A 12929-nucleotide genomic window follows, 5' to 3' on the forward strand; every position below is an offset into this window, starting at 1 on the left:
CAGCTAAAAAGAATAACTACAGGTAAAGGAACTGGAATTTATGAAATATTATGTAACAAACGAAAAGGTTCGCTTTGAAGAAAGGGAGACGTCACTGGAGCATCATCCGAAGGCGGAAATGAATCTTGTCAAGGTATATACGGATATTGAGGAACAGGAAATCAAAGGCTTCGGAGGCGCTCTCACAGAAGCCTCCGCATGGGTATACGCACAGATGAGCCCGCAGAAGCAGGAGGAGCTTTTGGATCTGTATTTCGGGGAGAAGGGAAACCGGTATACAATGGGGCGCCTGCATATCCAAAGCTGTGATTTTTCGCTGGGAAACCGTGCATATGTCCAGGAAGGGGATGGGGAACTGAAAACCTTCTCCATTGAAGAAGATTTTCAATACCAAATTCCCTTTATCAAAGCTGCACTAAGCAGGCAGTCGGATATCCAATTCCTTGCTTCTCCCTGGAGCCCCCCGGCTTTTATGAAAACCAACGGGGAAATGAATCATGGAGGCCTCCTTCGGGAGGAATACTATGATGCATGGGCAAAGCTTATTGTACGCTATCTTCTGGCATACCGTGAAGAAGGGATTGAGATCGGACGTGTCACTGTACAGAATGAGCCGGCAGCGGTACAGACATGGGATTCCTGCATTTTTTCAGGGACACAGGAGGCAGTTTTTGCAGTCAGAAATCTGCGCCGGGAGCTGGACAGCGCCGGACTGGCTAATGTAAAAATTTTTATCTGGGATCATAACAAAGATATGATTATAGAACGGGTAAAAGAAACCTTTGCTGTGGAAGGTGCAACAGAAGCCATAGACGGCATTGCATTCCATTGGTATTCCGGGGATCATTTTGAAGCGCTGGCTCATGTAAGTAAGCTTTATCCGGATAAGGAAATCATTTTTACGGAAGGCTGCGTGGAATATTCCAGGTTTTCCACGGTTAATCAGGTAGCGCATGCAGAAATGTACGCCCATGATATCATAGGAGATCTGAAGGCCGGGATGAATGGTTTCCTGGACTGGAATCTGATTCTGGATGAAAAAGGCGGGCCGAACCATGTACAGAATTTCTGTGATGCCCCCGTTATGTGCGACATAAGCACGGGTGAAATAGATGTGAAGCTTTCCTACTACTACATCGGACACTTCAGCCGTTTTATCCGGCCGGGTGCAAAGCGCCTGCTTGTCTCATCCTGCCATAAAGGGCTTGAGTGCACGGGCTTTGTCAATCCGGACGGAAGTAAAGGCACCGTAATTTTAAATGCGACGGACAGTGACAGGACGTTTGAACTTTGGGCAGACGGTAAGGGCTGTAAGATTGTGCTGGAAGCACATTCTATAATGACGGCGTGTCTGTAATCAAAAATATCTTATAATAAAACGATGAGCAGGTTCAGTATAACCGCTCATCGTTTTCTCATAATAATATATTTAAACTGCTTTGATCTATTTTTTACTTAAGCCTAAAATAAATTAAATACATGTTATCCTTTCCCATTCGCTTTTTAGTAATCGGTATTCCAGTCTGGTTTTCATTTTCCCATCGTGCCATTCGTAATCAATGTGTTCTGCTTCTTTAATAAGACCACATTTTTGCATGACCTTTTCAGAACCAATATTTTCAGCTAAACATCCGGCTGCAACCCTATAAACATTGTTTTCAAGAAACGCAAATTTTAAAACCCGTTCAAACGATTCAGTAGCATATCCATTACCCCAGAATTTGGGATAAATGAAATACCCCGCGCCAACCAGTTTGCCAACGGGTGTATTGTCTGTCACTGTATATCCAATACTTCCGACTTGTTGATGTGATGATTTCATTTCTATATGTAAGAAATAAAATTTTCGATTAATGCTCCTTGAATCCTCCAAAATTTTTTGGAAATCCTTAACAGCGGCTGCTTTGGTAAAAAGTTGAATACCTTGTAAATAATACATTGTTTTAGGATCGCTTCTTAATTCAAAATAGGCATCTGCATCTGATTCTGTATAATCCCGCAGTATAAGCCGATTGGTTTCAAGATATACCATTATTTTCCTACTCCTGAATCACTTTCTTACGGTCAGCGCAAAGCGCTGGCCTGATGAACAGTTACAAAAATTAATACATCCTATAATTGCAGGCTATACTCCTGCAGCTTCCCAGATATAATTTTAAACGGATAATACATCAGCGCAGTCAAACCCAGGGAAAAGATCAACACGACTGCTGTATAAATGAAGTCACTCTTTATATAAAACCTATCACTCCGGAATATTTCAAGGAACAGTCCATGAATCAGATACAGCTCAAAGGAATGGGTCCCCAGAAAGCGGAGAAATATATTATTAAACCTGATTTTCAGTGTCAGCAGGAAAACAAAAGCAACGAAGCTGATGACGGCCAGCGTCTGCCAGATGAAGCAGATCCAGCTTTCCAGCATTTCCTTTACAAAAATATGTTCGTTCAGCAGCAGTGGTTCGATCTTATCAAGGACCTGGACGGACTTGGGGAAAAAGTAAAGGAAGGTAAGGGCCGCCGCCAGCAGCAGGGGATAATACCATTTGCGGGCGAAGTCCAGGATCTGTTTTTCAAACTGGGCTATCAGGACGCCGATAAAAAACAGGCTGCTGGAATTAAACCACCATTCGCCCTGGAACCAGTAGACGCCGGGCCCTTTCACCATGCAGTAGGTAGGGAAGGCAATCTGGAAGACCCCAAGCAGCAGAAAACTGACGGCGGTTTTCCGAATATAGCGGAAGGTGAGAAAGAACACAAAATAAAACAGGGCGATTACGATAATATACCAGGACTGGGGATTAATCAGCCGGATGCCGCTTAAATATTCCAGTGACAGCTTTATTCCATAACGATTTCCGGTCAGGTAGTAAACGAAGAGATATATGGCATTGCAGAGAAAAAAGGGAAGAAATATCTTGATATATCTCCTGAGAAAAAAATGATGGAAATATCCATGATTGGTGAGAACGCTTTTCCTCAGTCCGTAGCCGGAATAGAAGAAAAAGGCGGCAACGCAAAGAATCCCCACTTCCTGGAATACCCGGAACGGTCCGGGGTTGTCCAGATACTGGGATAGATGGTGAAATACGATCACCAATGTGAAAAAACCGCGCAGCGGCAGTTCAAAATTTTTAGTGAAATGCTCTTCCTGGAAATTTTCCGGCCCGGAAGAGCTTGCCTGGAACAGTAACAGGAAAAGCAGCAATAAAATATATAAATACATAAAAATCCCCTCTTGCAATTATATGCGGCGGCAGGCTCCGAAAGAACAGGTTTAAAAATTATTTTAATTATAAACGGTAAAAACTAAGCTGTCACAAAAATTTCTTTAAAAATTTATTAAAAAAAGTCTTTTGTCCGGTTGATTTTTTGCGCCGACTTTGTTACACTGATACTAATTGGGAAAATAGTTCCATTATGTGAAGAGGTTGACTATGAGAAACAAAATGACCACAACTGCAGATTCCATGATGTGCACAGTCATGTCCATGAACTTCCGGTACTTGTAGCTGTTATAGCAGATGCAAGTACGCAGAGGCTTGTATCTGTGTGGTCTGAATAGATAGGATGAAACCGCATGGATTCCAGATTTGAATATTCTGATAATCCGTGCGGATTTTTTATGTCCGTGAAGAGGCCCGCAACTTTCTGCCTGCAGGCCGAAGTAAAAGAAAGAAGGTATTATGAAGATGCTTTTACTCACAAACCGTAAGGGAAAACTGATGCCGGGGTGCACCAGAACGGCCGTCATGTGCAGGCCGTTGTCCTTTTGCATTACCGGGGACGCGGCGGCAAGATAAAGAGGAGTATTTTTATAAATATCAGGTTTGACACAAAAAAAGAAGGAAAGGTTCGTCCGGCACAGCTGCCGGGACGTACAGACAGGAGCAGAAAATGGAATTTACACTGGAAACATGGAAAAAAGAACATATACCGTCGGTTGCAAAATACGCTGATAATGAAAAAATCGCAGGAAGGCTGAGGGATTCCTTCCCCTACCCTTATACGGAGGACGATGCGGAATGGTTCGTTCAGGATTGCATGGAAAAGGAAGGGATTACCCAGCTTGCCAGGGCGATCATTGTAAACGGGGAAGCGGTGGGAAGCATTACCGTTATGCTTAACGACGATGTATACTGCAAGTCGGCGGAGCTGGGCTACTGGCTGGGAGAGCCCTTCTGGAGAAAAGGCATCATGACAAAGGCGGTGCAGCTGATGTGTGAAGAGGCGTTTCGCCGTTATAAGCTTGTGAGGATTTATGCGGAGCCATTTTCCACCAATCTGGCTTCCAGGGGTGTTCTGGAAAAGGCCGGTTTTGAGCTGGAGGGTATCAAACGGAAAAGTATTTTCAAAAACGGATGTATCCAGGATTCCTATTTATACGCGGTAATCCATGTATAGATCAACGACCTTCCCGGCAATGGCGCAGGAATCGCTAAATTAAGAAAATCTTCCTTGTTTTTTACAGGGCTGTTGTTATACTGAAAATATAATGGATAATGATAATAATGGAAAACAGGAAGAGGGAGGTTGGTCTATGGATGGGAAAAAAGAAATGGATGAACGCGGCGGGAACCGCAAAGGCGGGGCCGGTGAATGGAAATCGGTGATTATTGCACTGATTGCAGGAATTACGGCCATCGTGTGTGTGGTTATTTTTTCAGGGAGCATTGTGGACTATAAAAAGACCTCCGGAGCCGGCGGGCTGACGGCTACCGGTTCGGCGAGCATTGATTTCGAATCTGATCTGGTGGTCTGGAGAGGGAGCTTTTCCGCTTACGGCGCCACGCCCAAGGATGCCTACGCCATTATTAAGAAGGACGCGGAGGTAGTCAGGCAGTATCTGCTGGAAAACGGGGTTTCGGAAGAGGAGCTGGTTTTCAGTTCCGTGGATATTTCCCAGCGTTACCGTACGGAATATGACGAAAACGGGAACTATATAAGAGATTATCCGGATGGTTATGATCTCTATCAGAGCCTGTCCGTTACTTCAGAGGATATTGATAAGGTGGAGAATATCTCCAGGGATATTACCAAGCTGATTGAATCGGGTGTGGAGTTTGTCTCCAATTCTCCGGAATATTATTGTACCAAGCTGGACGAGGTGAAGCTGGAGCTTATTGAGAAGGCAACTGATAATGCAAAGCAGAGGATCGATATCATGGCGGCAGGCACTGGCAGCAGGACGGGCGCCCTGCTCAGCGCGAACCTGGGAGTTTTCCAGATTACAGCCAAGAATTCCGGATCCGGGGAATACAGCTATGACGGAGCCTTTGATACCAGTTCCAGATATAAGAATGCCATGATTACGGTGAGGCTGAATTATGCTGCCGAATAGGGGATGAAGCATATGTTTTCACGGAAAAAGAAGTCTGCCGCAGGGTATCCGTCCTTTGACCGGATAAACCAGATCCCGGTGCTGCGGTGCAGCATCTGTACGGGAGAACGGGTTGCGTGCTTCCGGGACAGACAGACGGGGCATGTGGAGGAAGTGATGTATATCCGGGAGGACAGCGACCTCCGGGAATTCCTGGAGCATTACGGGCTGTCTGAGCAGGATTTGAAAAAAGAATGGTAGACAGAAAGCAGAGCGAAAGCGTAAAATAGGAAGGACAGAGAGTCCTTCCCCGGCCGGAGTAGTACAGCGGGCGGCGGGTAAGACGGTTGTGAACAGGCGTCGCATCCATAATCCGCCGCCGCGTGTATCTGACTTTGGCTTAGAAGGCAGTCCGGCTGGAAGATGCAGCCGGGCTGCTTTTATATAGAACTTTAGGAATGGAAGAGTACCTGAAAAAAGTATTTTTGGAAAGGCGGGAAGCGTTTTGAAGCTGATTTACGGAACCGGGAATCCGGGAAAGTTTTCCATGATGAAGGAAGCTTTGAAGGAACTGGATGTGGAACTGCTCAGTCTCAGGGATCTGCCGGCCATACAGGAAGAGCCGGAGGAAACGGGCAGGACTCCGCTGGAAAATGCAAGGCAGAAGGCGGAATTTTATTACAGCATTTTTAAAATGCCTGTGTTCTCCTGTGACAGCGGCATGTATATAGAAGGCCTGCCGGAGGAGGAGCAGCCGGGGGTTCATGTGCGTAATGTGGGCGGCCGGCGTCTCAGTGATGCGGAAATGACGGCCTATTATGCGGGGATCGCCCACAGGCTGGGAGGCAGGTGTATGGCGGAATACAGAAATGCTATCTGTCTGATTCTGGATGAAAACAGGCGGTATGAGCATTACGGGCCGGATATCAGCGGAGTCAGATTTTATCTGGTGGACAAGCCGGTGCAGCAGAAGGAAGAGGGATTTCCGCTGGATCCGATTTCGGTGGATGTGGATAACGGAAAGTATTTTACACAGCTTGAGGGGCAGCAGAGTATTTTTGAGAAGAGTGAAGGGATCGTGCGGTTTTTCAGGAATGCGCTGGAAATATAGGCTGGAAACATAAAGCTGGCAAATAGGAAGCCAGCAAATATAAAACAGCGAATTTTAAGCAATAACCAGCTGCGGGCAGAAAGGGAAGTAAGACATGTTTACCAAGAGATTATATGATGAGAATTCTTATATCAGGGAGTTTGACGCCAGGGTTTTAAGCTGTGAAGAGGGTAAGAATGGCTATGAGGTGGTTCTGGATGAAACCGCTTTTTTCCCGGAGGGCGGCGGACAGCCTGCGGATCAGGGTTTCCTGAATGATGTCCGGGTGACGGATGTGAGGGATAAGAAGGATTATGTGCTTCATATCTGCTCACAGTCCCTGAAACCAGGCAGCCTGGTTCACGGCAGGATAGACTGGGAGCGCCGCTTCCTTCACATGCAGCAGCATTCCGGGGAGCATATTTTCTCCGGGATTGTGCACAGGCTTCATGGCTATGACAATATCGGCTTTCACATGGGGAAGGATTTTGTCACTGTGGATTTCAGCGGACTGCTTACGGAGGAGGAGATTGCGGAGGCGGAGAAGCAGGCCAATACCGTGGTTCTGACCAATGAAAGGATTCTGGCGGAATACCCCTGCGCCCGGGAACTGGAGACGCTGGAATACCGGAGTAAAAAGGAAATTGACGGGGCGGTGCGTATCGTGACGGTGCCGGGAGCAGACGTATGCGCTTGCTGCGGGACCCATGTAAAACGGACCGGGGAAATCGGGCCGATTAAGGTTACCTCCTCGGAGCATTACAAAACAGGAATCCGGCTTACGCTTGAGATCGGTTGGAGGGCGCTGGAGGATTATGAGGAAAAGCACAGAAATGTAAAAGCCATATCGGCCCTGCTTTCCGTAAAACCGGAGGAAACCGCGGCGGCGGTTCAAAAGCAGCAGGAGCTGATGCAGGAGCTGAGGCTTCAGAATAATGGGCTGAAGCAAAGGCTGTTTGAAATGATGGTAAAGGAAATACCTGAAGGCCAGGAAAAAACAGTAATTTTCGAGGACGGGCTGAATGCAGTGGAAATAAGGAAGCTTGCGGATATGCTTTCAGAACGGACGGGCCTTGCGGCTGTCTTTTCCGGCAGTGATGGGGAAGGCTATAAATATGTGGTCTGCAGCCGGCAAAAGGATGCGGCGGCATTGGGAAAAGATCTGAACCGGGAGCTGAACGGCAGGGGCGGAGGGAAGAATCCGATGATTCAGGGCTCTGTGCAGGCTGAGAAAGCGGAAATAAGGGAGTTTTTTGAAAAAGTTTATTGACATCATTTTATCAAAATGCTATGATGAATTTCACGATAAGGGAGTAGTTAGCACTGAATGGTGTAGTGAAGTCAACATACTGATAAGAAGCTTATCTGGCTTTACTTTAAATAATGAGACTTATTTGCCGGGCGGCAGATAGGTCTTTTTTTTACGTCCGGCGGACATACGGGCACAGTCCATTGGGGGCTGCCTATTTTACAGGAGGAACGACAGATGAATTTGTGGGAATTGTTTATAATTGCGGTGGGATTGTCCATGGACGCCTTTGCAGTGTCGATCTGCAAAGGGCTTTCCATGAAAAAGATGAGCTGGAAAAACGGCATTATCGCCGGATTGTATTTCGGGGGCTTTCAGGCGGGCATGCCGCTGATTGGCTATGTGCTGGGGACACAGTTCAAGGTTCTGATTACGAGCATTGATCACTGGGTCGCGTTCATCCTGCTTTGTCTCATCGGGCTGAATATGGTGAAGGAAGCGGTGGATTCCTTCCGCTCCGCCGGCTGCGGCTGTGAAAAGTGCGCCCAGGAGGAGCAGAATGATTCCTTTGATGTGAAAACTATGGTTCCCCTGGCAGTTGCCACCAGCATTGATGCGCTTGCTGTAGGCATAACCTTTGCATTTCTGAGCGTGGATATCGTACCGGCGGTTTCCTTTATCGGATCCATTACCTTTTTCCTCAGTGTGCTGGGCATTAAAATAGGAAATGTATTCGGCGCGAAATTCAAGGCCAAGGCAGAGCTGGCAGGCGGAATCATCTTAATTCTCATGGGAACGAAGATTCTGCTGGAGCATCTGGGTATCCTTGCCTTCTAATATCACAGGACTTTGACATTACAGGAAGTTCATCACTACCATAATGGCTCCTAGGCCGGTCAGTACTGCGCCGGTGGCCCGGTTCAGCGTTTTGGCGGAGGCCTTGTTGGCAAACAGGGCGGCCAGGCGGGCGCCCAGGAGTGTGAACAGAATACACAGAATCAGGGCAGGGATGTCGGGCATGCCGCCGATGGTAAAATGGGACAGCGCGCCGGTAAAGGCTGTAAAGGTCATGATAAAAACGCTGGTTCCCACAGCGGTTTTCAGCTCATAGCCAAGTACGCTGGTGAGGATGAGAAGCATCATCATGCCGCCGCCTGCGCCGATAAAGCCGCAGATAAAGCCGATGAGCATTCCGCACAGGATTGACTGGATGACTTTGGTTTTCAGATCCTTGTCGGCCTGGTTTTCTTTGGTGGTCATAACGGGCTTTACCAGGAATTTAATACCAAGAAGCAGGGTCATAATGACGGAAAAGCTGCCCATGGAACGGTTGGGGACCCTGGATGCAATGAAGCTTCCCACGAGGGTGAAGACCAGTACGGATATCAGCATGATGATACCGTTTTTAATATCCAGGTTTTTGTGTTTTCCATAGGTGTAGGCGGAAATTGCCGATGCCAGGACATCGGATGCCAGGGCGATGCCTACCGCTTCATAGGCAGGAAAGCCCAGGAAGGTGATGAGCATGGGGGAAATGACCGCAGCCGCGGACATGCCGGCAAATCCGGTTCCGATACCGGCTCCCAGGCCGGCGATGATACATACGATAATTTTTGCAATCATGTTATTATGTCTCCTTCAGGTTATGTGATATGACGGAAAGAACGTGGTCAACGACCTTCAGCTCCTCCGGGTCGATCCCCTTGTATATAAAACGGAGGAAGTTCTCCTGGCTCTGTCTGGCCGCCTTTACGGCATCAAGAGCTGCCGGGCGGATCCGCAGATGGAGGATTCTGCGATCCTCTTTATCCACGATGCTTTCCAGATAGCCTCTGGCGCTCAGGGATTCCACAGCCTTGGATACATTTGATTTGGGGAAGGAACGCAGCTCCACAATATCAGACGCTGTGTCGTAGCCCGGATTATTGTACAGGAAAAGAAGGACGTTTGTTTCCATCCCGCTCAGGCCGTAGACATTGCTGGTCTTGCTGAGAAATTTGTTATATGCCCTCTTCAGGCTTCTTCCGGTGAGAAGATAATCAATAATGGTATTCATATGGATTCTCTCTTTATAAATAAAAAGGGAAAGCTTCCCGGTTAACAGAGTGAACGAAAACAGTTAGTTCCTTTTAGAACTAACTGTTTTTATATTAGCATGATTCTAGCAAAAGTCAAGCGGTGCTTTACAAAGAACTTACAAACTCATAACCTTACTTTGCTTTTTTCTTTTTTGTGAAACAGTTATCATTGCTATTGCAGACAAGAGAAAGAAACAGATGTAAAGGAGAAAAATATTATGAAAAAGAAAATTACAGCAATTGTAGCGGCAGCGGTACTTGCCATGGCGGCGCTGGCTGGCTGCGGCACTACGGAAACAACAACAGCGGATAACGGAGCTGCTTCTTCCCAGGCGGCATCGGAGATGGCCGGCACGGGCACGGATACGGCGGCCGGAAGTGAAACGGCCTCCGGCGAAGCGGCATCAGAAACAGCATCGGAAGCGGCATCTGCAAGCGCCGACCTGAGCGGCAGTATTTCCATGGCAGGCTCCACCTCCATGGAGAAGCTTTCCAATGCGCTGGCTGAAAGCTTTATGGCAAAGTATCCCGGTGTTACCGTAACTGCTGAGTTTACGGGATCCGGCGCAGGTGTGGAGGCCGTTGCCGCAGGAAGCGTTGATATTGGAAATGCCTCCAGAAATCTGACGGAGGAAGAAAAGGCAGGCGGCGTGGCTGAAAATATTGTAGCCATCGACGGAATCGCCGTGGTTACCGATCCTGCAAACACAGCTTCAGGCCTTACCAGGGAACAGCTTTCCGGAATTTATACCGGTGAAATCAAGAACTGGAAGGATGCAGGCGGTGCGGATCAGGCAATTGTAGTGGTAGGCAGGGAAGCCGGATCAGGCACCAGAGGCGCTTTTGAAGAGCTGCTGGAAATCGAAGACCAGTGTGCTTATGCAAACGAGCTGGACAGCACAGGCGCGGTGATGGCAAAGGTTGCGGCGACACCCGGGGCAATCGGTTATGTATCCCTGGATGTAATTGATGATACCGTTAAAACGCTTTCCATTGATGAAGTGGAGCCTACGGTGGAAAACATCAAGGGAGGCAGCTATCTGCTGAGCAGGCCTTTTGTAATGGCTACAAAGGGTGAGATTTCCGAACAGAACGAGACGGTACAGGCGCTGTTTGATTACCTGGCCTCTGACGAAGGAAAGGCCCTGATTGAGAGTGTCGGCCTGATTGTCGCAGAGTAAGCTTTTGAAACTGAATAGTGCAAGTTTGGGGCCCTGTGAAAAACAGGGCCTCTGCGGGGATAAAGGAACATATATTATGAAAATGGCTTTTTCAATTGTAAGGGGCAGGCATTCCAAAAATGCAGTGGAAAAGGCTGCCCAAATCATATTTACTGTTTGCGCTTTTTTTGCCGTTCTGGCTGTTTTCTCCATTACTTTATATATGTTGATCAATGGGACACCGGCCCTGTTTAAGGTGGGGCTTAAGGATATCCTGTTCGGGACGGTCTGGAAGCCCACGGCGAAGGAACCAAGTTTTGGTATCCTTTATATTATTCTGACTTCAATCGTTGGGACGGCGTTTTCTATAGCAATCGGAGTGCCTATAGGTGTGCTGACCGCCGTTTTTCTGGCGGAGGCAGCGCCGAAAAAGCTGGCTGCCGTGGTAAAACCGGCGGTTGAACTGCTGGCTGGCGTTCCCTCTGTGATTTACGGCCTGCTGGGAATCATGATTTTAAACCCGTTGATGTACCGGGTGGAAACTGCGGTTTTCAAAGGTTCAGAGACACATCAGTTCACAGGCGGCGCCAATCTGATCTCCGCTGTCATTGTGCTTGCCATTATGATACTGCCTACGGTAATCAATATCAGCGAGTCCGCCCTGCGGGCGGTGCCTTCCCAATATAAATCCGCCTCCCTGGCCCTGGGCGCTTCCAAAATACAGACTATTTTCAGGGTGATGCTTCCTGCGGCCAAATCGGGAATTATAACGGCGGTTGTCCTGGGTGTGGGACGCGCAATAGGCGAGGCCATGGCGATCACGCTTGTTTCCGGCAGCTCCGTCAATTTTCCGCTGCCCTTTCATTCCGTTCGTTTTCTTACCACCGCAATTGTCAGTGAGATGGGCTATGCTTCAGGACTTCACAGGGAAGTGCTGTTTACTATCGGGCTTGTTTTATTTGCCTTTATCATGCTTATCAATACGTGTCTGACAAAGCTTCTGAAGTCAAAGGATACGCACGAAAAGGTAAAAGAGGCGAGAAGCAGAAGCGAGGGCAAAAGCTGTGGGACGGCAGGGGAAAAGAAAGACAGGGCCGGCGCGGCAGTTCAGGGAGAGGCATAATCGGCGGCGGACTCTGTGGATGTGAGGAGATAAATTATGGATCAAAGTATTCTGGTAAAAAGGGTCAGAGTTTCTGACATAGTGATTACTGCGGCAATTTATGCGGCGGCTTCCCTGTCCATTCTCCTGCTGGCGGGAATTGTCTGTTATACCTTTGTAAAAGGGATTTCCAGCATCAGCTGGCAGTTTTTGACGACAGTTCCCAGCAGCCTGAAGGGAACCTTCGGAATTGCGGGAAATCTGTTAAATACGTTGTATATTGTTGTTATTACGCTGGTTATTGCCACACCCATCGGCGTGGGATCGGCCATTTATCTGAATGAATATGCCAAACCGGGAAAAGTGGTGCGTACCATTGAGTTTACCACGGAAATCCTTTCCGGCATCCCTTCAATAATTTTTGGCTTGTTCGGCATGGTTTTTTTCGGAAATACTCTGGGCCTTGGCTATTCCATTATAACGGGCGCCCTTACATTGACGCTTATGGTGCTGCCTCTCATTACCCGCAACACGCAGGAAGCGCTGAAAACAGTGCCGGAAAGCTATCGGAGCGGGGCGTTGGGAATGGGGGCCGCCAGATGGTATATGATACGCACCATTCTTCTGCCCTCCGCCATGCCGGGTATTATAACCGGTATTATCCTGGCTGTGGGCAGAATTGTGGGTGAGTCGGCGGCGCTTTTGTTCACTGCGGGAAGCGGTTTCCTTCTTCCAAAGAGCGGCATGGGCTTTCTTACCAAAATCCTGGAATCAGGGGGCACCCTTACCATACAGCTGTATCTGTGCATGTCTAAGGCACAGTATGGAGAGGCCTTCGGAATCGCTGTGGTGCTTCTGGTTCTGGTGCTTCTTATCAATATGCTCACAAAGTACCTGTCCGGGAAGTTCAATGTGGAAACAAGAGAATAAA

14 protein-coding genes are annotated in these 12929 nt (G+C 47.9%); 10 read left to right on the forward strand and 4 right to left on the reverse strand.

Annotated elements, in window-relative coordinates; translation table 11 throughout:
- Positions 1–40 precede the first annotated feature (40 nt).
- Complete coding sequence (locus FYJ45_RS14215) at positions 41–1357, forward strand: glycoside hydrolase family 30 protein (RefSeq protein ID WP_154465228.1); 1317 nt, start codon at positions 41–43, stop codon at positions 1355–1357.
- 114 nt (positions 1358–1471) lie between these two features.
- On the opposite strand, the gene FYJ45_RS14220 is transcribed toward FYJ45_RS14215, so the two are convergent.
- Both FYJ45_RS14220 and FYJ45_RS14225 read right to left on the reverse strand, forming a co-directional pair.
- Positions 1472–2032 carry a GNAT family N-acetyltransferase gene (locus FYJ45_RS14220; protein ID WP_154465230.1) on the reverse strand — a complete coding sequence of 187 codons (561 nt, stop codon included), beginning with the start codon at positions 2030–2032 and terminating at the stop codon, positions 1472–1474.
- A gap of 80 nt (positions 2033–2112) precedes the next feature.
- A complete protein-coding gene (locus FYJ45_RS14225; RefSeq protein ID WP_154465232.1) occupies positions 2113–3225 on the reverse strand; it encodes an acyltransferase family protein in 1113 nt (370 codons plus the stop codon).
- Positions 3226–3896: 671 nt separating this feature from the next.
- On the opposite strand from FYJ45_RS14225, the gene FYJ45_RS14230 reads away from it, so the two are divergent.
- The 6 genes from FYJ45_RS14230 to FYJ45_RS14255 all read left to right on the forward strand — a co-directional run bounded on the left by FYJ45_RS14230 (position 3897) and on the right by FYJ45_RS14255 (position 8495).
- Complete coding sequence (locus FYJ45_RS14230; protein WP_021637795.1) at positions 3897–4403, forward strand: GNAT family N-acetyltransferase; 507 nt, start codon at positions 3897–3899, stop codon at positions 4401–4403.
- A gap of 154 nt (positions 4404–4557) precedes the next feature.
- Positions 4558–5340: an SIMPL domain-containing protein gene (locus tag FYJ45_RS14235; RefSeq protein WP_390580599.1), complete on the forward strand. Its 783-nt coding sequence runs from the start codon at positions 4558–4560 to the stop codon at positions 5338–5340.
- 12 nt (positions 5341–5352) lie between these two features.
- Entirely contained in the window at positions 5353–5580 is a 228-nt protein-coding gene (locus FYJ45_RS14240; protein ID WP_320620625.1) for an aspartate dehydrogenase, read from the forward strand.
- Positions 5581–5824: 244 nt separating this feature from the next.
- Positions 5825–6430, forward strand: a complete 606-nt coding sequence (locus FYJ45_RS14245; RefSeq protein ID WP_154465234.1) for a non-canonical purine NTP pyrophosphatase — start codon at positions 5825–5827, stop codon at positions 6428–6430.
- A 94-nt stretch (positions 6431–6524) separates the two neighbouring features.
- On the forward strand, positions 6525–7679 hold the full coding sequence (locus FYJ45_RS14250) for an alanyl-tRNA editing protein (RefSeq protein WP_154465236.1): 1155 nt from the start codon (positions 6525–6527) through the stop codon (positions 7677–7679).
- 216 nt (positions 7680–7895) lie between these two features.
- Entirely contained in the window at positions 7896–8495 is a 600-nt protein-coding gene (locus tag FYJ45_RS14255) for a manganese efflux pump MntP (RefSeq protein ID WP_154465238.1), read from the forward strand.
- A gap of 18 nt (positions 8496–8513) precedes the next feature.
- On the opposite strand, the gene FYJ45_RS14260 is transcribed toward FYJ45_RS14255, so the two are convergent.
- Both FYJ45_RS14260 and FYJ45_RS14265 read right to left on the reverse strand, forming a co-directional pair.
- Complete coding sequence (locus FYJ45_RS14260; RefSeq protein WP_154465240.1) at positions 8514–9281, reverse strand: sulfite exporter TauE/SafE family protein; 768 nt, start codon at positions 9279–9281, stop codon at positions 8514–8516.
- Between the two features lie 4 nt (positions 9282–9285).
- A complete protein-coding gene (locus FYJ45_RS14265) occupies positions 9286–9714 on the reverse strand; it encodes a MarR family winged helix-turn-helix transcriptional regulator (protein WP_154465242.1) in 429 nt (142 codons plus the stop codon).
- Between the two features lie 240 nt (positions 9715–9954).
- Between FYJ45_RS14265 and FYJ45_RS14270 the strand changes: the two genes are divergently transcribed.
- The 3 genes from FYJ45_RS14270 to pstA all read left to right on the forward strand — a co-directional run bounded on the left by FYJ45_RS14270 (position 9955) and on the right by pstA (position 12928).
- Positions 9955–10917 carry a phosphate ABC transporter substrate-binding protein gene (locus FYJ45_RS14270; protein ID WP_154465244.1) on the forward strand — a complete coding sequence of 321 codons (963 nt, stop codon included), beginning with the start codon at positions 9955–9957 and terminating at the stop codon, positions 10915–10917.
- Between the two features lie 76 nt (positions 10918–10993).
- Complete coding sequence (gene pstC, locus FYJ45_RS14275; RefSeq protein WP_154465246.1) at positions 10994–12019, forward strand: phosphate ABC transporter permease subunit PstC; 1026 nt, start codon at positions 10994–10996, stop codon at positions 12017–12019.
- A 36-nt stretch (positions 12020–12055) separates the two neighbouring features.
- Positions 12056–12928, forward strand: coding sequence for a phosphate ABC transporter permease PstA (gene pstA / locus FYJ45_RS14280; RefSeq protein WP_021637784.1), 873 nt, complete (start codon positions 12056–12058; stop codon positions 12926–12928).
- Position 12929: the final 1 nt, after the last annotated feature.

The sequence above is a fragment of the Eisenbergiella porci genome (assembly GCF_009696275.1).
Taxonomy (GTDB): Bacteria; Bacillota; Clostridia; order Lachnospirales; family Lachnospiraceae; genus Eisenbergiella; species Eisenbergiella porci.